Consider the following 20,086-nt stretch of genomic DNA (forward strand, 5'->3'; position numbering starts at 1 on the left):
TATCGACAGCGAAGTGTATCACCGAGCCCTGTTCCGGTCAGTAATGTCCCGTCCGATCGACAATTCCTACGTGGTACCGGGGACCGCGCTGCTGGCCGGCGAGTATCCCGGCATGCGCTTCGGCACGCCGCACGGTGTCCGGGACGCGAAGTTGCAGCAGTTCCTCGACGTGGGCGTCACGGCCTTCGTGGATCTCACGCATCCCGACGACCCGCTCGATCTCTACATCGGGCGACTCCGCGAACTCGCGGCCGAACGCGGGGTGGAGGTCGTGCACGACTACCTCTCCATCGTCGACATGGATGTGTGCGACGACGTGTTCATGCGGCGCGTGCTCGACACGATCGACGAACGCCTCGCGCAGGGCCATCGTGTGTATGTGCACTGCTGGGGCGGGGTCGGGCGCACGGGGATGACGGTAGGGTGCTGGCTCGTGCGCAACGGACGCAGCGGCGACGAGGCGCTGACCGAAGTGAAAACGCTGTTCGCGACCATGTCGCCGGCGAAGGTGGCGTACTTCGGCCCCGACGGCTCGCCACAGACCGACGCGCAACGCGCGGTCGTGCGGGCGTGGATGGAACCATCGACGGAGTGATCGCGTGATGAACCAGACGCCCGTGACATTGCACGCCATTTCGGTAGCCGACCTGGAGACGGTGGCCGCGCTGCACTGTGCCAGCTGGCGCAGTGCCTATCGTGGCATCCTTTCCGATGCGTACCTCGACGGCGATCTGCTCACTGATCGCCTCGAAGTGTGGCACCTCAAGCTGGCGATGATGACCGACCGGCAATTCGGATGGTTGGCCAGGCACGACGGCGAGCCGGTGGGCTTTGCCTTCGCGACGCTCGACGAGGATCCCACGTGGGGCACCTTGGTGGACAACTTGCACCTGCTGCCGTCGCATCAGGGGGTGGGCATCGGTCGGGGACTGCTCACCGCCGTGGCGCGTGGTGCACACGCGCACGCCACGCACCCCGGACTGTATCTCTGGTGCTACGACGCGAACACGCGGGCCCGCGCCTTCTACGAACATCTCGGTGCCGAAGCCGTCGAGCAGATCATGTACGCGGCGCCCGACGGTCGGTCGCATCCCGAGTGGCGCTACGCCTGGCGTGCTACGCCATTCGCGCCATGAACTCGACCACGCGCTGATCGCAACGCATGTCGCCGGCGCCGATCGGTGACTCGAGCGTCATCCCTTCCATCGTGCGACAACGACTGAGCGCGACGTATGTCTGCCCGGGCGAGAAGGCACCGCGGCCAAGGTGCACGTGCACGCGATCGAAGGTCAGTCCCTGACTCTTGTGAATCGTGACGGCCCAGGCGAGTTGCAGCGGCATCTGCTTGTAGCGTCCAACGACCTTCTGCCGGATTTCGTCGGCCTCGTCGTCGTACCAGTACTCGAGCTGCTGCCACTCCTGCGCGTCGACGGTGACGATGGCGCCGCTGTCGAGCTTTACGAGCACACCCGTGGCGCTGATGGCCTGCACTTCGCCCAGTGAACCGTTCACCCAGTTCTCCTCGGGATCGTTCTTCACGAACATCACGCGCGCCCCGCGCTTGAGCACGAGCGGATCGGGGGCTGGATCCTGCTTGAACGTGCCCGTGCCGACTTGCGACCCGAACGTGCCGCTTCGTTCGGCCGAAAATGTGGCCGGCGCGTCGTCGAGTGCATCGAGTCGCCGTTTATTCACCCGTTCGGCGTCCAGCCGTCGCGCCGTGAGAATGATCGTCTCGTCGAGTTCGTCGTCGGTGGCGCGATCGATGCGCGTGTGCAGCAGCCGATAGTCGTCGCCGCTGGGCGTCGCCGTACGCACGCGATCGAGCAGCGCGATCCACACGGGATCGCGCTGGCGATACACCGTGCGGAATTCGATGGTGGAGAGCGGGTCGTACTTGAACACGGCCGCGTCGAAGAAGTGCGGCGTGTCGTACCAGAGGTCGCCAAAGGCGCCCGCTTGCTCCTTCGATACGATCGGCGGCAGCTGAAACGGATCGCCGAACATCACGATGCGCACGCCACCGAAGGGCAGGTCATTGCCCTTCGCCATGCGCATCGCGACATCGATGGCGTCGACCACGTCGGCGCGCACCATCGAGATCTCGTCGATGATGAGCATGTCGAGCTTACGGGCCACCTGCAGCCATTTGCCGCCCTGAATGTCGCGCGCCGTGAGCGGCTTGAGCGGAAAGCGGAAGAAGGAGTGAATCGTCTGACCGCCGGCGTTGAGCGCGGCGAGCCCGGTGGGCGCCAGCACCACGCACTTGGACCCTTGGGCGGCGGCGAGCTGTCGCAGTACCGTGCTCTTGCCGGTGCCGGCCCGCCCGGTCACGAACAGCGGACGCGGGTCGCGCACATCGAGCAGATCGTACAACTCGGCGAGCTCAGCACTACCGCCGCTCTCGGCGACGGCCATGCGTCGCGCCGCCTGCACCGCCTTGCGCGGCATGGGTGCCTTCTCCGGCGGCAGCGTGGCGAGATAGGCGCGATATTTGTCGAAGGCCGACTGACAGAGATCCTGCTCGCGCACGCGCTCCAGCTTGGTGCGCACAGCATCCCGCACAAACTTGCGCAGCTCGTTGCGCTCGAGGCTGTAGAACTGCGCGAACCCGTCGCCCGGCCGCTTCTCGTCGAACACCAGCAGATCCCCGTCTCGCATGAAGCGCAGCAGGTGGAGACCGGCGTCGGTGTGCAGCGGCGCGGCAGGCGCCGAAGGGGCAGGGGGCAGAGACGACATGCTGCAAAATAGTCGGTCGTGGGCGCGTGATTCTCCGCACGTTTCCCCCCGCTGGCACGGTGAATGCTCCCTCATCATCCCGGGCGCAGTCGGTGCCCCATTGCTGGCCAACGCGCAGGCGAACTGTGCCGCCGCCAGCCGCCATTCAGCGGAGGATGTCATGACGGATAAGAAACGACCAGATGATCTCGACCTGAACGAGGAAGGCCTGCTCAACCGCGCCAAGGGTGCGGCGGAAGAGGCCAAGGGCCGCGCCCGCAACGCGATGGGCGGACTGACCGGCGACGGTGGCCAGCAGCTCAAGGGCATGGGCGAGGAGCTCAAGGGCAAGGCGCAGCAGACCTTGGGTAAGGCGCAGCAGAAGCTCGACGATGTGCTCGACCGCAACGACCGCAACATCAACAAGGCGAGGGAGTAGCGCGCCCGCTGGAGCGGCGCGGTGCTGAGCCCATAGCCGACGCCCAGCGTAGCTATTGCGGCGACGCAAGTTGAGGGATCCGGGGCGTCAGCGCTGACAGTGCGCTGACGCCCCGGTGCTTTATTGGCGCTTCCCCCGCACTGGAAGCGCTCTCATGCCGATCATCGACGTACCCGAAGACAAGCCAGTCCGCCATCCCGAGTATGTCTACATGGACTACGCTCGGCACCTGTCCGGAAGGCTGCGGCGCACCATCACCGGCCCGATGTGGCACGGTCCCTCCCTGCGCGAAGCATTGGATGGCATGAACGCCGCCGAAGCGGTGGAGCGCCCCATTCGCAGCATGAAAACCGTGTGGGAGATCGTGTTGCACGTCACGGCGCGGGCCGAACGGGCGCGATTGCGCATGGATGGGCTGGCGCTCGAAGAGCCGTCGCCGGAATCGGACTGGCCTCGTATTCCCATCCCGTGCACGGCCGCAGCCTGGGAATACTCTCAGGCCCAGATGGCGAACGCCTATCGCGCGATGGCCGTGCGCGTCTGCGAGGTCATGTCGTCCGGCTTTCTCAAGGTCGTTGAGAAGCAGAGCTACAACATCGCCACCATGGCTGATGGCGTGGCCGAACACGGTGCCTATCATGCCGGGCAGATCGTGTTGCTGCGCAAGGAGATCCGATCACGCCGACCACGCGGCGCGAACGTCACCGATCTGATGTGGTGACGTTCGCCCGCGCGGCCTACTTGTTCGCCGCCGGCACGCTGCCTTTGCGATAGTCGAGTGCCGGTTTCTGCGTGCCCAACACGGTGCTATAGGTGAAGCCCGCGCCGCGCCGCGTATCGAGCTCCGCCTTCGCCGCCGCGATCGTGGCCGGCGTCGCGAATAGCTCGGCGCCGGTCAACGCCATCGTCTTCGCGGCCACCATCATGCCCTTCGCGCCGATGCTCATGCCGCCGGCGGCGACGGCCTGCCATGAATGCGCCGCCGTACCCGGCACCCACGTGGCCGCCGATAGCTGCACCGTGGGGACCACCCAGCTCACATCACCTACATCGGTGGATGCTGAGCCTGCCGCGCCGATGATAAGCGGCTTGATCAGTGCGGTGTTCGTGAGCGGCTGCGGCATGAACTGCGGCGACTTCTGCAGCTGTTCGGCGAATGTACGCTCCGCCGGCGTGAGGGTGTAGCCGCCAACCCGCTCGAGCATGCGCTGCTGCACCTTAGCCAGCGTTTCGTTCGGCAGCAGCGAGTACACCGAACCGGTGAGCTGCAATTCGTAGGTCGTGCCGGTGCCCACTGCCGCGCCCTTGGCCGCGTTCACGACGCGTGACCAGACGTCGTTCACGACATTCATGTCGACATGCCGCACGTAGTAGTACACCTCGGCTTCGTCGGGCACGACATTCGGCGCGCGTCCGCCGTCAGTGATGACGTAGTGAATGCGCGTGCCGTCGGGGATATGCTCGCGCAGATAGTTCGACATCACGTTCATCACTTCCACGCCGTCGAGGGCGGACCGTCCGCGCTCGGGCGCGGCTGCCGCGTGCGCGCTGATGCCCTTAAAGTGGAACTTGCCGCTGATGTTGGCCATCGTGCGCTCGCCGGTGATCGAGTTCTCGTCACCCGGATGCCACGCGATCACCGCATCGACGTCGTTGAACACGCCGTCACGCACCATGTACACTTTGCCCGATCCACCTTCTTCGGCCGGCGTGCCGATCATGCGCAACGTGCCCTTCACGTTGTTCGTCTGCATCCAATCCTTGAGCGCAATCGCCGCTGCCGTGCTCGCGGTGCCGAACAGATGATGTCCGCAACCGTGCCCGGGGCCGCCAGCGATGAGCGGGTTGCGCGACGGCGCGGCGTCCTGGGAAAGACCGGGTAGCGCGTCGAATTCGCCGAGCAGGGCGATCACTGGCTTGCCGCTGCCGTATTCGGCCACAAATGCCGTGGGCTCGCCGGCCACGCCAGCGGTGATCGTGAAGCCCGCCGTCTTGAGTTCAGACTGCAGCAGCGCGGTGCTCTTCACTTCCATGAAGCCGACTTCCGCGAAGCCCCAGATCTGCTTGGCGACATCGGCGTAATGATCGGCCTTCGTGTCGAGCGCGGTCAGCATCGCCGTCGTGTTCGGCGCGCCGGCAGCCGCCTTCGCCTTCTGGGCGGAAAGGGACGTCGCGGCAGCGCCGTGGCAGAGCAGGGCGACAGCGGCGGAGGTGGCATAGCGGCCAAGCGTCATCAGACAGTCCTCGATTCAGCGAACACAGGTTCCATGAGTCCGCGCAGCGACCGGCCGTGCGGATCTTGCTTAGCCCGAATCTCATTGACGAGTTCGAGCGCGGTCTGTTCGCATGGCGGCATCACGATCGATGATTCGCCAAGCGGTGTGGTACGTGAGCCCCAGCGCACGAGGAGTGCACCGAAAGTGAGGCCACCACCGAATCCGGGCATCAGCAGCAGGCTACCTGGCTTCACGCGCCCCTCCTTGAGCGCGTCGACCAGGCTGACGGGTACGGTGGCCGCGCTCATGTTGCCGTACCTGTGCACGGTGACCATCACGCGATCCATCTCGATACCGGTGTACTTCGCCACCGCTTCGATGATACGCAAATTGGCTTGGTGCGGCACGACCAGATCGATGTCGTCGGCCGATACGTTCGCTTCGCGCAGGACTCGCGCGGCCGCCTCGCTCATGCCGTGCACGGCGCGCTTGAAGATGACCTGTCCGTCGAAGTCCCAGAGCGTATCGCCAAGGGAAACATCCCGGTTCGCGTACCCGCAGCCGATGCCGCGCACGCGCAGACTCTGACGCGCCTCGGCATCGCACCCCAGCACGGTACCGATCACGCCTTCTTCGCTGTCGGTCGCTTGCAGCACGACAGCCGCCGCGCCGTCGCCGAAGAGCACCGCCACGTTGCGATTGCTCCAGTCCATGTAGCGGCTGATGAGCTCCACGCCGATCACGATGGCGTTGCGCACCACGCCGGTCTGGATCATCGCGGTGGCGGTAGACAATCCGTACAGGAAACTCGTACAGGCGGTGTTCACATCCATCGCCGCGGCACGCGTGGCGCCGAGCGCGATCTGCACCCCGGAGGCGCTGTTGGGCACCGCCTCTTCGTTGCTGCAGCCACCATAGATGATGAGGTCCACCTCACCCGCCTCGAGTCCTGCACAGGCGAGGGCGCGGGCGGAGGCGATGGTGGCCATTTCGATGGCCGAGATGTGCGACACGCGGCGTTCCTTCATGCCGGTGCGCTGTGTGATCCACTCGTCGGAGGTCTCGAGAAAGGTCGAGAGATCGTCGTTGGTCAGGATGGCAGGCGGGAGCGCTTCGCCCCAGCCTGTGATTGCGGCATGGCGCGCTGGCGTCATTGCACGGGTAGGTGAGTCGTTCGTAATGGACTGCGGTGTCGGCGTCGAGCGCTCGCGGGAGGGAGGCGAGCCGACGGACTGATCGTTGAACGCTAGGGTCGGATGGCGTGCGCCACAAGAACACTGAGTAACGGATTTCCGATTTTGGCGACGCTTTGGTGGCCTGGAAATACATTTTCGAGATGCCCATCCGACTGCTCTCCCGACATCGCGTGCCGACGCTCCGCCGCGCCCTAGTGGCGGTGGTTGCAGCGGCCCTGCTCCCGAAGGCCGCCGCCGCCCAGACCCCCGTGATTTTTGTACACGGCAACGGCGACCACGCCGGGCTGTGGGACAACGTGATCTGGCGATTCGAATCGAACGGGTATCCAGCGTCGCGGCTGTTCGCGGTGGATCTGCCCAATCCGTCGTCCTCGAGCACGCTCACGGCGGTGGAGCTGAATCGCTCCACGCCCGAGGAGCAGACCGCGGCGCTGGCCGCGTTCGTGACGCGCGTGCTGCTCACGACCGGAGCGAACAAGGTGGCATTAGTGGGGAGTTCGCGCGGCGGCATGACGATCCGCAACTACGTGCGCTTCGGCGGCGGCGCGGCGCATGTCTCGCACGTGATCACCGGGGGCACACCGAACCATGGTGTATTCGCGATTCCCACGGTGCAGCCCGACGGCGAATTCAACGGGGCCGGCCCCTATCTGCGCGCCCTGAATCGCGGCACTGAGGTGGTGCCGGGGGTGAAGTTCCTCGCCCTTCGCTCGGACTCGCTAGACAAGTACGCGCAGGCCGACGGCGCGGGCCTCGGCATGAAGGGAACGGCCACCAACGTGGATGCCAGGGGGCCGGCGTTGCGCGGTGCGCTGAACGTGGTGCTGCCCGGCACGGACCATCGCGAAGTGGCCTTTGGACCTGCCGCATTCCGCGCCCAGTACCGCTTCATCACCGGTCGCGCGCCGACCCACATGGACATTGTGCCCGACACGGTTGCACTGCTTGAGGGCATGATCAGTGGCAACGTGAACGCGAGTCCAACCAACCTGCCGCTCGCGAATGCCGTGATCACGGTGCACGCGGTCGACGCAGCCACCGGCCAGCGCATCGGCGCACCAGTGTACCGCGCGGTCACGTCGCACACGGGACGCTGGGGTCCGTTCCGCGCGTCACCGACCGCGCGCTACGAGTTCGAGCTGGCGAGTCCCGATAGCGCGGTGATCCTGCACGTATTCCGCATGCCGTTCCCACGTTCCAGTCGTGTGGTGAATTTCCGGTTTCCCACCCCGCCGGCCACGCGCGCTGACAGCGTGAGCGTACTCATTGCCCGTCCACGCGGCTATCTCGGCCTCGGCCGCGACACCGTGGAGTTCGACGGCACGCGCGCCACCGGGATCCCGCCCGGCGTGCCAACAGTGGATCGCGCCATTCGCTGGTTCGGTGCCCGCGAACCGATCACGGTGCGCACGCGCGTCAATGGCGAGACGATCGTGGTGCGCACCCAGCCTGGTGACAAACGCCGCTTGGTGTCGGCGGAATTTCAGCGGGAGTAGTGAACTGCAAAAGCAACAGCCGGAACACGGATATACGGAAACGGCACAGACAACGCACAGATAAGCGAAACGGCGCCGAGAGTATTCCTCTCGGCGCCGTTCGCTTATCTGTGTTGGTTCGGTGTATTCCGTGCCATCCGTGTTCTGGCTGTTGCTTTTGCAGTTCTAGAAGCGCCGCGAAACCTGCACCGTCACGAAGCGCGGCGCACCGGCGATGAACGTCGGGATGCCAAACGCGCCGCCGGTGTTACCGGCGTCGATGATGTACTGCTGATCGAACAGATTGCGCGCGATCACAGTGAGCTCGGTGCGATCGTCGGGCAGGCGCAAGCCGCCGCGCACGTTGAACAGCAGCTGGCCCTTCTCCGAGATCGCGGGAAGGTTGGTGTCCTCGAAGAACACCTTGCCGCGATACGTGGTATTCGGCGAGACGTACAGCTGGCCGAAGCGCCGCTTCGTGGCGTCGAGATTGATGCCGGCCGAGTAGCTGTGCATCGGCGTGAGGCGGAAGCGATTACCGGCGCGCGCCTGCGTGTTGCCATTGGCGTCGGTGCTGTCGAACTTCGCATCGGTATATCCCACCGTGGCGAACACCGACGTCTGGGCGTTCACCTGACCACGCACGCTGCCTTCGAAGCCCCAGGCCTTGGCGCGTCCGGCGTCGAGTGTCTCGCTCACCAGTCCCGTCGGTGTGAGGCGGGTGATCGACGTCTGGAAGTTGTTGTAGCGGTAGTCGAATGCGCTTAGGTCGAACTGCGCACGACCGCCGGCGAACTCACCTTTGATACCACCTTCCGTGCTGAGCACCGTCTCTTCGCTGAGCGTGCGCACGCCGGCCGCGTTGACCACCACCACGTTCGGGCGGCGTCCCTTCGAGAACGAGGCGTAGCCCATGTAGTTGCGACCGAAATCGTAGTTCGCGATCGCACGGCCAACGGCGGAGCGAAATACGCCCGTGCCCTCCTTTCGGCCGTTCGTCGGCGCGAAGAGATTGTTCGGCGCGGCGCGCAGCAGGGCGCCGAGCGAACCGGGTGTGGCGCTGTTCTGCACTTCGTACGCGTTCTCGACCTGTTCGTACGTGCCGCGCACACCGGCGGTGAGGCTGAGGCGCGAGATGCGGTAGGTCGCATCGGCGAAGACGTCGGCCGCCGTCGTCTGTCCGAAGTTCTGGTACTGCTCGGTATGCGACGTCTTGAACGGGAGCCCCGTCGACGGATTGTTGACGATGCTCAAGTTGGCCGACCCGTTCGCGGTCACGATCGGCTGCCCAGTGAGCAGCGCGAAGAGGCTGCGCTCATCAGTGCTGAAGGGCACGCGCTGACTGCCGCGCTCCCAGAACCCGCTCGCGCCGGCGAAGCCGGTGAGCCTGCCGCCGCGATCGTACGCGAAGCGCAGTTCCTGACTGGCCTGACTGCCTTCCGCGACTTCGCGGAACTGCAGCACGGGCGCCAGCGTGCCGTCAGCGTCGAACGCTTCGTCGCTGTAGAAGCGACGACCGGCCGAGATGCTGGTGAGCGTCCACGCCGGCGAGAGTTGCTGATTGTAGAGGACGGTGAGGCCGCCGACCTGGCGGTTGATACCCGGCGAGTCGCCACCATTGAGGCCGGCGCGCGCGAACGGCGTGGCATCGCCAGCTGGCGGCGCGAAGCGCGTGCTCTTGAACGATGTGCCGGGCGAATCATCCGTTTGCGCGTTGGCGATGATGTCGACGGTCGACGACGTCGTCGGCAGCCACCGCAACGACGCGCGCACGGCGCCGGTGTTCTTACCGTTCAGCGTGCCGCCCGCGGCGTTTGTGATGAAGCCGTCGCGCTTGTTGTAGATCGCGGCCACGCGTCCGAACAGCTTCCCGTCTACCAGCGGCGCGTTCACCATACCGTTCGCGTACAGCTCGTTGAACGTGCCGCCGCCGATCGCCACCGACGATTCGCGCTTGTTCACGGCCTTGTTCTGAATGACGTGCACGGCCCCGATCTGGGCACCGCGTCCGAACAGCGTGCCCTGAGGGCCCTTCAGGACTTCCACGCGTTCGAGGTCGAACAGCTCCACCACGGAGCCACGCGACTTGGATATCGACACGCCGTCCTGGAACACCGACACGCGAGGCTCGACGTAGCTGGTGCCGTCGTCGGAGGTGATGCCGCGAATCACGAAGCCCGGGTTGTTCGGGCTTTGCAATTGCACGTTGAGGCCCGGCACATATGCCGAGAGGGCGTCGAACTGCTGGATGCTCTGCTTAGTCAGGAAGTCCGCCGTGAGCGCCGTGACGGCGACCGGCACGTCCTGCGCCGACTCACTACGCTTTTGCGCGGTGATCGCGACCTGCTGCAGGGTGGTGGTCGAGCGCTTGAGCGCGAGGTTCCCGCGAATGGTCTGTCCGGCAACAACGCGCAGCTGCACGCTGTCCGGGAGCAGGCCGATCGCACGCGCGACGATCCAATAGGTGCCCACCGGCAGGTCGCTGATCTGGTACCGTCCCGCGACATCTGTGGTCGCACGGGCGTCTCGGCCGCTCACCGAGATCGTCGCCCGTTCCACAGGAAGATTTCCCTCGGCCGTCGAGACGGATCCGGCAACCGTTCCACCGGATTGCGCCGCGAGCGCAACGGGCGAGGCGATGAGGAGCGCGGCGAGTGAAAGGGGCCAGTTGGTGCGTGGCCATGACGACTTCATGATGATCATGTGTGACTCAAGGTGTTGAGGAGAGACGACACCGAGAGAACGCCAGCGCATGTCACGCTTTGGCGACGGACGCGGTCGTAGCGCGGTAACGCCTGCGTGACGATCGGGAGCGCGACGATCATGACGAAGGGGACCGCACCGGCAACTGCCAGAGCACGGAGACCACGGAATTCACCGAACCAACACAGATAGGCAACGAGCGCCTCATCGTGATCATCGCCGTAGGCTTATCCGTGCTGGTTCGGTGTGATCGGTGCCATCCGTGTTCTGGCTGTTGCTGTTGCTGTTGCTGTTGCCGTTGCCGTTGCTGATTTCGACGCCAATGCCGCCCGCATTCCCCGCCCTTGCGGATAGCGCGCCCCTCTCTGCCGGTGCTACAATCGAGAGTTCGCCGAACCTCCACCTCGTCCCGCGCCACATGTCCCAGCTCTGCCCACGTTCGCTGCCGCAATGGTTTGCCGCCGCGGCGGTCGCCCTGACCGGCGTCACGTCTGTGCTCCACGCCCAAGCACCTGACGCCCCGTTCCTGCGCGTGCGCGTGGACGAAGCGCGCAATCGCGCCCTGCTCGATATCCCCGCCGGACAGATGGGCAAGGATTTCCTGCATCAAGTCACCCTCACGACCGGACTCGGACAGAGCAACGGCCCCGGTCTCGACCGTGCCCAGATGGGGCAGAGCGTGGTGGTGCGCCTCGAGCGACGCGGCAATCGCGTGCTGATGGTGCGCGACAACTGGAGCGTGCGGGCCCCGAACGGTGACGCCGGCAACAAGCAGGCGGCGTCCGACGCCTTTCCGCGGTCGGTGGTGGCCTCGTTCACCGTCGACGGCGAAAAGGACGGCATGACGACCGTTGATGCGACGTCGCTCTTCCTGGCGGACGCGTACGGCGTGGCCGACGCGCTCCGCGGCGGTGCAGGGCCGGGCGGCGTCGGTGCCGGCGGCTCGGCCGGCGTCTATCGCGTGGATGCCACCCGCAGCTGGCTCGATACCGCGCGCACCAAGGCCTTTCCGAAGAATGCCGAAGTGCACGCCATCCTCACCTTCGTGAGCGACGCTCCCGGCGGACTCGCGCGCCGTGCCGCACCCGATCCGAAAGCCATGACCTTCGAGGAGCACCACTCACTGGTCGTGCTCCCCGATCCCACCAGCTACCGTCCGCGCAACTTCGATCCGCGCTTCGGCTACGGCGGGACGCAGTTCGCCGATCTCTCGCAGGGTTTCGACGGCACCTATCGCTCGGGCTTCATCAACCGCTGGCGTCTCGTGCCCAAGGATCCTGCGGCGTATCGTCGCGGCGAGCTCGTGGAGCCGGTCACGCCGGTCACGTACTACCTCGACCCCGGTGTGCCGCCGCAGTACCGCGAAGCGCTGCGGCAGGGAGGCAACTGGTGGGCCAAAGTGTTCGAAGCCGCCGGCTTCAAGAACGCCTTCCGCGTCCTCGATCTGCCGGCCGGCGCCGACCCGATGGACGCCCGATACAACATGCTGATGTGGGTGCACCGCTCCGGTCCCGGCCCGAGCGTGGGCCCGAGCTACAGCGATCCGCGAACCGGTGAGATCATCCGCGCCATCGTGCGCATGGACGCCTGGCGCTCGCTGGTCGACTACAACATCTGGGCCGGCACAGTGCCCGCCTCCGGTCCGCGCGGCCCGAATGTGGACGCCGAGACGTTCGCGATGTCGCGCCGCCGTCAGCACGCCGCCCACGAGATCGGCCACACGCTCGGCTTGTCGCACAACTACATCGCGCATTCGCAGGGCCGGACGTCGGTGATGGACTATCCGTATCCGCTGATCACGCTCGCCGCCGATGGCACGCCCGATCTGCGCGACGCGTACCGTAAAGGCCCCGGCGCCTGGGACACGCTCGCCATTAAGCTGGGTTACACCTGGTACGCCGACAGCGCGTCGGAAGCGAAGGGACTCGACGCGATCATGAAGGATGGTCTCGCGCGCAACGTGCGTTTCATCAACGACCAGTACGCCAACGCCAACGGATCGATTCCGGAAGTGACGCGCTGGGTGGAAGGCGCCACGATGTTCGACGCCGTCGAGCGCACGTCGAAGTTGCGTCGCGTGCTGATGGACAAGTTCGACGAGCGCGCGATCAAGCCGGGCGAGCCGATGGCGCTGCTCAACATGCGCTTCGCCCATGTGTATCTGCATCACCGTTACTCACTGGAAGGCCTCGCCAAGAACATCGGCGGTATGGACTTCACGTTCACGCTGCGCGGCGACGGACAGACGCCGACCACGATCGTGCCCGCAGCGACCCAGCGTCGCGCGCTCACGATGGCGCTCGACGCCATTCAGCCGAGTGAGCTTACGGTCCCCGAGCGCGTACAGAAGATGATCCCGCCCGCGCCGCCGGGTTTCAATGCCGACATGACGTGGATCGACAGCAACGGCGGCACCACGTTCGACGCCGTCACGCTGGCCGGTGGACTGGCAACGGAAGTGATCGGCTATCTGCTCGACCGCGAGCGCCTCGCGCGTGTCGTGCTGATCGCGGGACGTGACAACGCCGCGCTCTCGCTCGACGAAGTACTACGCGCCGTCGTGCAGCGCACGTGGGGCAGCACCGCCGCGACCGCGGCCGCCGAGAAGGCCGTGCAACGCGCCGCCCAGCGCGCCGCCGTCGACGCGATCCTTGACCTTGCCGGCGACAAGCGTGCCATGCCCGACGTGCGTGCCGCCGCGCTGATGCATCTCAAGGCGCTCGACACGCAGCTCGCCGGCATGACGTCGGCCGACGCCGCGGTGCAAGCCCACGTGGCCTCCGCGCGTCACGACATCGCGACGTTCATGGACGGCAACGACGACCCGAGCGCGCGACCGAGGTTCCCGGTGATTGTACTACCGTGGCCGTAATTCACGGACAAACCGCGCTAAGAATCGACCGCGCTAAGAGTGAACGGCGCTAAGAGTCAAGCACGCGAAGAGTAAGGGGCGTAAACGACGAACCGCGCCAACAGCCAAGAGCTCAAAGCTCAGCACTGTTGGCGCGGTTTGCCTTTCCCGCCCTTCATTCTTGGCGCCCCCTACCTTAGCGCCGTTCACGCTTAGCGCCGTTCACTTTTAGCGCCGTTGACTCTTCGCGCCGTTTGTTTTCACGGTGCTCTACGTCCATCCGACGCAACCCTTCTCGCCTTCGCCGTGACTCATGCGGTAACCCGCCTACCTTTGGAGCTAACTTCATGAAGATCCCGCTGTGCGTTGCGTTCGTGGCCCTGGCCCTCGCGAATAGTCCGGTGGCCGCGCAGTCCTCCCTCGTCGGCCACTGGGATATCGACTACGAGCGTGGACGTCGCATCGAGAACGACGTCGTCACCCCGGTCATGGGAAAAGCCACGCTCACCATCGCGCTGCAGGGCGACTCGCTCGTGGCCACGCTCCAGCCCACGCCGCGGCCGGACGGCACGCCCGTGCCTGCCGCCACGATGTCCGCGAAGCCGTCGGCCTCCGGCGTCGTGTTCGTGCAGAAGCAGATCGTGCAGCTCAACGTCGATGGCGAAGTGCGACCGCAGGAAGCCACCGTCACCTGGACGCTGCAGGCGACCGGCGATGTGCTGTCCGGCACACTACTCCGCGCGCTGCCGATGATGCCGGAAGCACCGAGCCCGACTGCGGTTACTGGCAAGAGGATGTAAAGGATGAACGGCGCTAAGAGTGAAAAGCGCTAAGAGTCAACGGCGCCAAGAATCAACGGCGCTAAGAGTGAACGGCGCCAACCACGCCGGCGCCGTTGGCTGTTTCGCCCCTTATTCTTAGCGCGGTTCATTCTTAGCGCCGTTCATTCCTAGCGCCGTTGATTCTTAGCGCCCCTCGCCGGTGACAACATGAGGTTCCCCCGCATCGGCGTCGCCGTCATTGTGGTCCGCGACGGACAGGTCTTGGTTGGCCGGCGGCTCGGCGGCACGCAGGGGCACAACACGTGGCAGTTCCCCGGCGGCCATCTCGAGTTCGGCGAATCCATCGCGGCCTGTGCCGTGCGCGAGGTCGCCGAAGAGACCGGACTCGATGTCACCGTGACCGGCGTCGGTCCGTTCACCAATGACTTCTTCGAGGCGGCGGGCAAGCACTACGTCACGCTTTTTGTGCTCGCGACGGCGCAGGTCGGTTCACCCCGCGTGCTGGAGCCGGAGAAATGCGCCGAATGGCGCTGGTGCTCGTGGGATGCCATTCCCGAGCCACGCTTTCTCTCCGTTCAGCATCTGCTTGAGCAGGGCTTTCGCCCGCCCGGCGTTGTGTAGGCCGCCGCTCTTTTCCTGCAGGACCTAATGCTTCCGTAGTGTTCTGTTGCTGCTCGTATAGTGCGTCGAAAATCTAGGGTACGACGACCGTCCGAACCGGCGCTTCGTGGCGAGCCAAGGCGTCGAGCACCGCGTTGATGTCGCGCGCCTGCAGCGGCACGGTGTTCGTGACCACGTCCGCGAGGTTGAGAATGCCCTTGTCGGCCATCTCGACCAGTTCGTACAGCTCGCTCAGGAGATGGTCGTTCGAACCAATCAGCTCCGCCTCGCGGCCGATCAGGTCGCGGTAGGTGTCCACCGAGAGATTGATGTCGGACAAGCCCACCACCACCGCGCGACCGAGCGGGGCGAGCGACTGAAGCGCCGTCCGCATCGTATCCGGCGCGCCGACCAGCTCCAGCGCCACGTCGACGCCGCGCCCGTTCGTCATCGCGCGCACCTGAGCGACCACCTCGTCGGGCGAGAGATTGGCGCCCCGGATGGTCCGCGCGCCGAAACGTTCGGCCAGCGCCAGCTTCAAGGGGTCGCGGTCTACCGCGATCACATCGGAGGCCCCGAGCGCCCGGGCGAGCTGCACCGCCGACATCCCCAACCCCCCGGCGCCGACCACCAGCACCGATTCGCCGACCTTGAGCCGACCTTTGCGGAGGGCGTGCAGTGAGGTGGCCGACGAGCACATCATGACCGCCCCCTGCTCGAAGGGCACGCGATGGGGCAGTGGTACGGCATTCCGGGCCGGGACCGCGATGTACTCGGCCCAGCCGCCGTCGGTGAAGTGCCCGAGCATCTTGACCGTGGCGCAGAACTGCTCGCGACCGGCGAGGCAATCGTCGCACTGCCCGCAGGTGACCAGATAGTGCAGGCAGACCGCGTCGCCGACGTTGTGATTGAGCACGTGCTGACCAACGGCGGCGATCTCGCCGGCCACCTCGTGACCGAGCGTGAGGGGCAGCGGTTCGACGCGCGAGCGCCCGGCTCGATAGTGCACGTCGGAGTGGCAGATGCCGGCGGCGCGAACGCGCACGAGCACGTCACCGGGACCGCAGTGCGGCATCGGGACTTCGGCGTCTTCGACGAGGTGGCCGGGAGCGGGGAGACGAACAGCACGCATAAACGGTCCTGAACGGAGTGACCGGGCGGCTATCTGATCGTTGCCCGCATGCCGCGCAGTGCGAATCCGCACTGCGCTTGCATTGACGTGACGGAGCTACTTGTGGCGGAACGTAATGCGGCCGCGGCTCAGGTCATACGGCGAGACTTCGACCGTAACCTTGTCACCGGCGAGGATACGGATGCGGAACTTGCGCATCTTTCCCGCCATGGTGGCCAGCAACGAATGTCCGTTTTCGAGATCGACACGGAACATCGCGCTGGGTAGAACGTCCGACACGACTCCCTCGAATTCGATGGCGTCTTCCTTCATAGAACCTCCTTGGTCATGCGCACGTCGTACTAGGTCGTGGAACCGGAGTCGATCGGCGCGTCCTGCAGGAGCGCCTCAAGAGCCGTCCGGAGTTGTTCGATACAGCGGCCCGCGAGCTCGAGAGACGCATAGCCTTCGCGTTCCAGCGACTCCGGATGCCAATGCCACGTGGCTTCGCTCGTGGCGGAGGGGAGACAGGTCTCTTCCCAGACCGACTGCGGCGTGGCCGGCACCTGGCGCCATCCGCGACGCTCGGGGGCGTGCTCACCGCGCGGCGCGATCACACCACGCCAGACGATGCACAGCAGCTGGCCGGCGGCCGGGACATCCGTGCCGTTGCGCAGCCACGCAACCGTAAGGGCGACGGGGCCGAGCTGGACGATGCAGCGATCGGGGGACAGGCGAACCGTGGGCGGTTCGATGGACGTCTGGACCGCGAGCACCTTGGTGGCGGCGACGAGTCCTTCGGACAAACGAGCAAACTCGCGCGTGCAGACAGCCTGCGCGCGGTGTGAAGACAAGAAAGAAGTGCGAGCAGCTGTATCGCGCGGATCAAACGCGCGTTCGGCGGGTGCGCTCTCAATCATGCGTGGTTCCCGGTGAGAGGGGACAACGCCGAAGCGCCGTGTGGCGGACAGATGTCCGGGCACACGGCGCTTCGGGTCGTCATGCGTGATTCGTATTACGCGAAGCACTCATGACGAAGGGGCTGGACGCCCGAATTAGCGACCCATCCGCGTGACGTTCTCAGCGGCCGGACCCTTCTGGCCCTGCACGATGTCGAACTCAACGGTTTCGCCTTCGGTCAACGACTTGAAGCCGCCGCCCTGAATGGCAGAATGGTGAACGAAGCAATCCTTCTGTCCGTTCGCCGGGGTGATAAAGCCGAAGCCCTTGGCGTCGTTGAACCACTTGACTGTGCCGGTCGTACGCATCGCGATACTCCTGTTTCTGATTTGGTGCTGGTGTCAGTCGGAGCACGCGGACAGACGAGCCGATGCAGAACGGAACCAACCACCTGGTACTCGTGATCAACCTCACGACGGTCGCCACCACTCGGTGACTACGATGCAAACAAAAAAAGACCCGCTCGATTTGGCAGGCCCGTTTCTATCGGAACTTGTCCATACGCCGAGGCGCATGCATCGCTTCAGAGAAGGTACAATGTCTTCCCCGGAAACGCAAACAATACTCCAACTATTTTTCAGGATCCCGGCCGCCTAGCTCCATGTGGCACGGTGACTTGCCTCCATCCACGAGCGGCCTCGAGGATACCGCGACTGCCCGCAATGTCGAGTTCGCCGGATTCCCGACGTCTGGGGCTCGTGCTTCAGCCCCGCCACGCCGCACACTCTATCAGCGTGTCGAGAACGTTCCGCGAATAGCAGCCAGCGCTCGCGCGAACGGCGCAACGTCTCCGGTGGCCGCGCAGAGCACGAGCGCCCCTTCGATGCGCACCACCGCGTCCTCGGCGCGGGCCTCGGCGACCTTCGGGGTCAGGCCCGCCTCGCGGCCCAGTCCCTCGATCGACTCCATCCAGCGCACGAAGATTCCGCGCAGCGGGCGCTGAAATCGACTCCGGTCGGCGCTCGCCGTCATGCGCTCGAGCAGGCAGGCCTTGCGACCTCCGTCATAGAACGCGTCGATGACGGCGAGCATTCGCGACAGTTTGGCGTTGGGTGTCCCCGGACCCGCCAGCGGCGCGAAGAGCGCCTGTTCAAGCGACTGGGCCAAGTGGGCAAGCACTTCGCTCGCCATCTCTTCCTTCCCACCGGGGAAATAGTGGTAGAGACTCGACTTGCCGAGACCGGTGGCTGCAGCGATGTCGGCAATCGATGCGCCGTCGTATCCCAGGCGTCGAAAGGTGTCCGACAGGCGATCAAGGAGTTCGGGTTTCGTGAGTGTGGTCGAAGCCATGCCGAATCCTAGCGCGAGACAGGGGGTTGCGGAACCCGAACGATCGTTCTATTGTACCGAACGTTCGGTACAGTTTAGCGCAACCCCACTTCATGGAGTTCCCCATGCCCCGTATTCAGCCCGTCGATCCTACTGCCGCCACCGGCGCCGCCGCCGAACAGCTCGCCGCTACGCGTAAGGCCTTCGGGGCGACGCCGAACATGTTCCTCACCGCAGCCCAGTCACCCGCCACGCTCACGGCCTTGAACAGCCTCTTCGGCACACTCGGCAAGGGGCTGCTTGGCGGAAAGATCGGTGAACGCATCGCGATCGCTGTCGCCCAGCAGAACGGCTGCAAATACTGCTTGTCGGCGCATACGGCGATCGGCGGGATGCACGGCGTCGCCGCCGCCGAACTCGATGCCGCGCGCCACGGCGCGTCGGCTGATCCCAAGGCATCAGCCGCCATTGCGCTGGCGCTGGCGATTCTGCACACCAGCGGACGCGTCGACGACGCCGTGCTTGCCGCAGCGCGGCTCGCGGGCCTCTCTGACAGCGAGATCGTGGAAACCGTGGCGCACGTGGCGCTCAACGTGTTCACCAACTCACTCAACAACCTCGCCGACACCGATGTCGACTTTCCGCTGGTCTCCCTCGCGACGGCCGCGTGATGTCGATGCCAGCCATGCCGGCGCTGGTCCCGCCCTTCAACGCCGAGACCGCGCGTCTCAAAGTGCACATGGCGGAGCAGGCGTGGAACAGTCGAGACGCCGGGCGCGTGTCGATGGCGTACACGGAGGACTCCGAGTGGCGCAATCGCTCGGTGTTCCTGCGTGGTCGTCCGGCCATCCGCGAATTTCTGACCGCGAAGTGGGCCCGCGAACACGAGTACCGCTTACGCAAAGAACTCTGGGCATTCGGTGACGACCGTATCGCCGTCCGCTTTCGTTACGAGTGGCACGATGACGCCGGGCAGTGGTGGCGCTCGCACGGTAACGAGATGTGGGAATTCAACGCCGAGGGACTCATGGCGAGACGCTTCGCCAGCATCAACGATGAAGCCATTCGCGAAGAGGATCGGGAGCTCCACGAGGGCACACGCTGATGGCGCTCACGGTTGCGGGGCTGTGGCGATATCCGGTCAAGACACTGGCCGGAGAAGTGCTCGATGACGCGTGGGTCGATGACGACGGCATTCGCGGCGATCGCATCGTCCATGTCCGGGGGCCGGAGGGCGTCCGTACGTCGCGACGGCAGTATCAGCTCCTCGGACTGCACGGGACGCTCGGCGCCGATGGGATACCGTTGGTGAACGGTGAGCCATGGCAGTCCGAGGCGGCGGCGGCAGCTGTTCGGGAGGCCGCGGGGGCGGACGCATGGCTTGCCGCTTACACCGGCGTCGAGCGCTTTGACGTGTTGCCGCTGCTGGTCGCGACCGATGGCGCGGTGCAGGAATTCGGCCGCGATATCCGGCGGCTCCGTCCAAACCTCCTCGTTGGCGGCGTGCCGGGCATGGCCGAGCGCGAATGGGAGGGACGGTATCTGCACATCGGCACCGTGGTCATCCGCCTCGACTCTCTGCGCGCACGCTGCCCCATGACTACGGTCGATCCCGATGCGATCACGCGTGACCCAGAGGTCCTTCGCGATATCGGGCGACGATTCGGTGGCAAGCTCGCGCTGAACGCGGAGGTCGTGCAGCCAGGCAGAATCCGTCTCCACGACGTGATTCACCTGGTGTGAACCCGAGCCGCGCATCCCGGCAG

Annotated in this window: 20 protein-coding genes; 11 read left to right on the plus strand and 9 right to left on the minus strand. The window is 65.5% G+C overall.

Annotated elements, in window-relative coordinates; all coding sequences use genetic code 11:
• Window positions 1-43 precede the first annotated feature (43 nt).
• On the plus strand, window positions 44-595 hold the full coding sequence (locus HKW67_RS18730) for a protein-tyrosine phosphatase family protein (protein WP_171226832.1): 552 nt from the start codon (window positions 44-46) through the stop codon (window positions 593-595).
• Window positions 596-602: 7 nt separating this feature from the next.
• On the plus strand, window positions 603-1,136 hold the full coding sequence (locus HKW67_RS18735) for a GNAT family N-acetyltransferase (protein WP_171226833.1): 534 nt from the start codon (window positions 603-605) through the stop codon (window positions 1,134-1,136).
• Here the strand turns inward: HKW67_RS18735 and HKW67_RS18740 are convergent.
• Window positions 1,117-2,739, minus strand: coding sequence for an ATP-dependent DNA helicase (locus HKW67_RS18740; RefSeq protein WP_171226834.1), 1,623 nt, complete (start codon window positions 2,737-2,739; stop codon window positions 1,117-1,119). The two genes, HKW67_RS18735 and HKW67_RS18740, sit on opposite strands and share 20 nt — an antisense overlap.
• Before the next feature lie 160 nt (window positions 2,740-2,899).
• Between HKW67_RS18740 and HKW67_RS18745 the strand changes: the two genes are divergently transcribed.
• The gene (locus HKW67_RS18745) at window positions 2,900-3,157 is read left to right on the plus strand and encodes a CsbD family protein (protein ID WP_171226835.1); all 258 of its coding nucleotides are present in this window, start codon (window positions 2,900-2,902) and stop codon (window positions 3,155-3,157) included.
• A 154-nt stretch (window positions 3,158-3,311) separates the two neighbouring features.
• Entirely contained in the window at window positions 3,312-3,878 is a 567-nt protein-coding gene (locus HKW67_RS18750; RefSeq protein WP_171226836.1) for a DinB family protein, read from the plus strand.
• 16 nt (window positions 3,879-3,894) lie between these two features.
• Here HKW67_RS18750 and HKW67_RS18755 read toward each other — a convergent pair whose 3' ends face one another.
• Together HKW67_RS18755 and HKW67_RS18760 are read right to left on the minus strand one after the other, a co-directional pair.
• Window positions 3,895-5,391: an amidohydrolase gene (locus HKW67_RS18755; protein WP_171226837.1), complete on the minus strand. Its 1,497-nt coding sequence runs from the start codon at window positions 5,389-5,391 to the stop codon at window positions 3,895-3,897.
• Window positions 5,391-6,527 (minus strand): ketoacyl-ACP synthase III, encoded by a 1,137-nt coding sequence (locus tag HKW67_RS18760; protein ID WP_171226838.1) that lies wholly within the window; start codon window positions 6,525-6,527, stop codon window positions 5,391-5,393. Before HKW67_RS18760 ends, HKW67_RS18755 begins: the two co-directional genes overlap by 1 nt.
• A gap of 182 nt (window positions 6,528-6,709) precedes the next feature.
• Here HKW67_RS18760 and HKW67_RS18765 point away from each other — a divergent pair, with 182 nt between their 5' ends.
• On the plus strand, window positions 6,710-8,065 hold the full coding sequence (locus tag HKW67_RS18765; protein WP_171226839.1) for an alpha/beta fold hydrolase: 1,356 nt from the start codon (window positions 6,710-6,712) through the stop codon (window positions 8,063-8,065).
• A gap of 165 nt (window positions 8,066-8,230) precedes the next feature.
• On the opposite strand, the gene HKW67_RS18770 is transcribed toward HKW67_RS18765, so the two are convergent.
• Window positions 8,231-10,747, minus strand: a complete 2,517-nt coding sequence (locus tag HKW67_RS18770) for a TonB-dependent receptor (RefSeq protein WP_171226840.1) — start codon at window positions 10,745-10,747, stop codon at window positions 8,231-8,233.
• Between the two features lie 418 nt (window positions 10,748-11,165).
• On the opposite strand from HKW67_RS18770, the gene HKW67_RS18775 reads away from it, so the two are divergent.
• The 3 genes from HKW67_RS18775 to HKW67_RS18785 all read left to right on the plus strand — a co-directional run bounded on the left by HKW67_RS18775 (window position 11,166) and on the right by HKW67_RS18785 (window position 15,001).
• Window positions 11,166-13,619: a zinc-dependent metalloprotease gene (locus tag HKW67_RS18775; protein ID WP_206044495.1), complete on the plus strand. Its 2,454-nt coding sequence runs from the start codon at window positions 11,166-11,168 to the stop codon at window positions 13,617-13,619.
• Window positions 13,620-13,945: 326 nt separating this feature from the next.
• Complete coding sequence (locus HKW67_RS18780) at window positions 13,946-14,398, plus strand: hypothetical protein (protein ID WP_171226842.1); 453 nt, start codon at window positions 13,946-13,948, stop codon at window positions 14,396-14,398.
• 189 nt (window positions 14,399-14,587) lie between these two features.
• Entirely contained in the window at window positions 14,588-15,001 is a 414-nt protein-coding gene (locus HKW67_RS18785; protein WP_171226843.1) for a nucleotide triphosphate diphosphatase NUDT15, read from the plus strand.
• Window positions 15,002-15,074: 73 nt separating this feature from the next.
• On the opposite strand, the gene HKW67_RS18790 is transcribed toward HKW67_RS18785, so the two are convergent.
• The 5 genes from HKW67_RS18790 to HKW67_RS18810 all read right to left on the minus strand — a co-directional run bounded on the left by HKW67_RS18790 (window position 15,075) and on the right by HKW67_RS18810 (window position 18,341).
• Window positions 15,075-16,112, minus strand: a complete 1,038-nt coding sequence (locus tag HKW67_RS18790) for a zinc-binding dehydrogenase (protein ID WP_171226844.1) — start codon at window positions 16,110-16,112, stop codon at window positions 15,075-15,077.
• Window positions 16,113-16,208: 96 nt separating this feature from the next.
• Window positions 16,209-16,424 (minus strand): translation initiation factor IF-1, encoded by a 216-nt coding sequence (gene infA / locus HKW67_RS18795; RefSeq protein WP_171226845.1) that lies wholly within the window; start codon window positions 16,422-16,424, stop codon window positions 16,209-16,211.
• 29 nt (window positions 16,425-16,453) lie between these two features.
• On the minus strand, window positions 16,454-16,897 hold the full coding sequence (locus tag HKW67_RS18800; RefSeq protein WP_171226846.1) for a hypothetical protein: 444 nt from the start codon (window positions 16,895-16,897) through the stop codon (window positions 16,454-16,456).
• A 249-nt stretch (window positions 16,898-17,146) separates the two neighbouring features.
• Complete coding sequence (locus HKW67_RS18805) at window positions 17,147-17,359, minus strand: cold shock domain-containing protein (protein WP_171226847.1); 213 nt, start codon at window positions 17,357-17,359, stop codon at window positions 17,147-17,149.
• A gap of 421 nt (window positions 17,360-17,780) precedes the next feature.
• Complete coding sequence (locus HKW67_RS18810; RefSeq protein ID WP_171226848.1) at window positions 17,781-18,341, minus strand: TetR/AcrR family transcriptional regulator; 561 nt, start codon at window positions 18,339-18,341, stop codon at window positions 17,781-17,783.
• Between the two features lie 104 nt (window positions 18,342-18,445).
• Between HKW67_RS18810 and HKW67_RS18815 the strand changes: the two genes are divergently transcribed.
• Genes HKW67_RS18815 through HKW67_RS18825 form a run of 3 tightly spaced genes read left to right on the plus strand, consistent with a single transcriptional unit; the run spans window position 18,446 to window position 20,063 of the window.
• A complete protein-coding gene (locus HKW67_RS18815) occupies window positions 18,446-18,991 on the plus strand; it encodes a carboxymuconolactone decarboxylase family protein (protein ID WP_171226849.1) in 546 nt (181 codons plus the stop codon).
• Entirely contained in the window at window positions 18,991-19,425 is a 435-nt protein-coding gene (locus tag HKW67_RS18820) for a nuclear transport factor 2 family protein (RefSeq protein WP_171226850.1), read from the plus strand. The genes HKW67_RS18815 and HKW67_RS18820 overlap by 1 nt, the downstream gene beginning before the upstream one ends.
• Window positions 19,425-20,063 (plus strand): MOSC domain-containing protein, encoded by a 639-nt coding sequence (locus HKW67_RS18825; RefSeq protein WP_171226851.1) that lies wholly within the window; start codon window positions 19,425-19,427, stop codon window positions 20,061-20,063. Before HKW67_RS18820 ends, HKW67_RS18825 begins: the two co-directional genes overlap by 1 nt.
• The last annotated feature ends 23 nt before the right edge of the window (window positions 20,064-20,086 follow it).

It is taken from the genome of Gemmatimonas groenlandica (assembly GCF_013004105.1).
GTDB lineage: Bacteria > Gemmatimonadota > Gemmatimonadetes > Gemmatimonadales > Gemmatimonadaceae > Gemmatimonas > Gemmatimonas groenlandica.

Coding starts and splice junctions, on each gene's coding strand:
- HKW67_RS18730 (WP_171226832.1), top strand. CDS start 44: ATGTCCCGTCCGATCGACAATTCCTACGTGGTACCGGGGACCGCGCTG.
- HKW67_RS18735 (WP_171226833.1), top strand. CDS start 603: ATGAACCAGACGCCCGTGACATTGCACGCCATTTCGGTAGCCGACCTG.
- HKW67_RS18740 (WP_171226834.1), bottom strand. CDS start 2,739: ATGTCGTCTCTGCCCCCTGCCCCTTCGGCGCCTGCCGCGCCGCTGCAC.
- HKW67_RS18745 (WP_171226835.1), top strand. CDS start 2,900: ATGACGGATAAGAAACGACCAGATGATCTCGACCTGAACGAGGAAGGC.
- HKW67_RS18750 (WP_171226836.1), top strand. CDS start 3,312: ATGCCGATCATCGACGTACCCGAAGACAAGCCAGTCCGCCATCCCGAG.
- HKW67_RS18755 (WP_171226837.1), bottom strand. CDS start 5,391: ATGACGCTTGGCCGCTATGCCACCTCCGCCGCTGTCGCCCTGCTCTGC.
- HKW67_RS18760 (WP_171226838.1), bottom strand. CDS start 6,527: ATGACGCCAGCGCGCCATGCCGCAATCACAGGCTGGGGCGAAGCGCTC.
- HKW67_RS18765 (WP_171226839.1), top strand. CDS start 6,710: ATGCCCATCCGACTGCTCTCCCGACATCGCGTGCCGACGCTCCGCCGC.
- HKW67_RS18770 (WP_171226840.1), bottom strand. CDS start 10,747: ATGATCATCATGAAGTCGTCATGGCCACGCACCAACTGGCCCCTTTCA.
- HKW67_RS18775 (WP_206044495.1), top strand. CDS start 11,166: ATGTCCCAGCTCTGCCCACGTTCGCTGCCGCAATGGTTTGCCGCCGCG.
- HKW67_RS18780 (WP_171226842.1), top strand. CDS start 13,946: ATGAAGATCCCGCTGTGCGTTGCGTTCGTGGCCCTGGCCCTCGCGAAT.
- HKW67_RS18785 (WP_171226843.1), top strand. CDS start 14,588: ATGAGGTTCCCCCGCATCGGCGTCGCCGTCATTGTGGTCCGCGACGGA.
- HKW67_RS18790 (WP_171226844.1), bottom strand. CDS start 16,112: ATGCGTGCTGTTCGTCTCCCCGCTCCCGGCCACCTCGTCGAAGACGCC.
- infA (WP_171226845.1), bottom strand. CDS start 16,424: ATGAAGGAAGACGCCATCGAATTCGAGGGAGTCGTGTCGGACGTTCTA.
- HKW67_RS18805 (WP_171226847.1), bottom strand. CDS start 17,359: ATGCGTACGACCGGCACAGTCAAGTGGTTCAACGACGCCAAGGGCTTC.
- HKW67_RS18810 (WP_171226848.1), bottom strand. CDS start 18,341: ATGGCTTCGACCACACTCACGAAACCCGAACTCCTTGATCGCCTGTCG.
- HKW67_RS18815 (WP_171226849.1), top strand. CDS start 18,446: ATGCCCCGTATTCAGCCCGTCGATCCTACTGCCGCCACCGGCGCCGCC.
- HKW67_RS18820 (WP_171226850.1), top strand. CDS start 18,991: ATGTCGATGCCAGCCATGCCGGCGCTGGTCCCGCCCTTCAACGCCGAG.
- HKW67_RS18825 (WP_171226851.1), top strand. CDS start 19,425: ATGGCGCTCACGGTTGCGGGGCTGTGGCGATATCCGGTCAAGACACTG.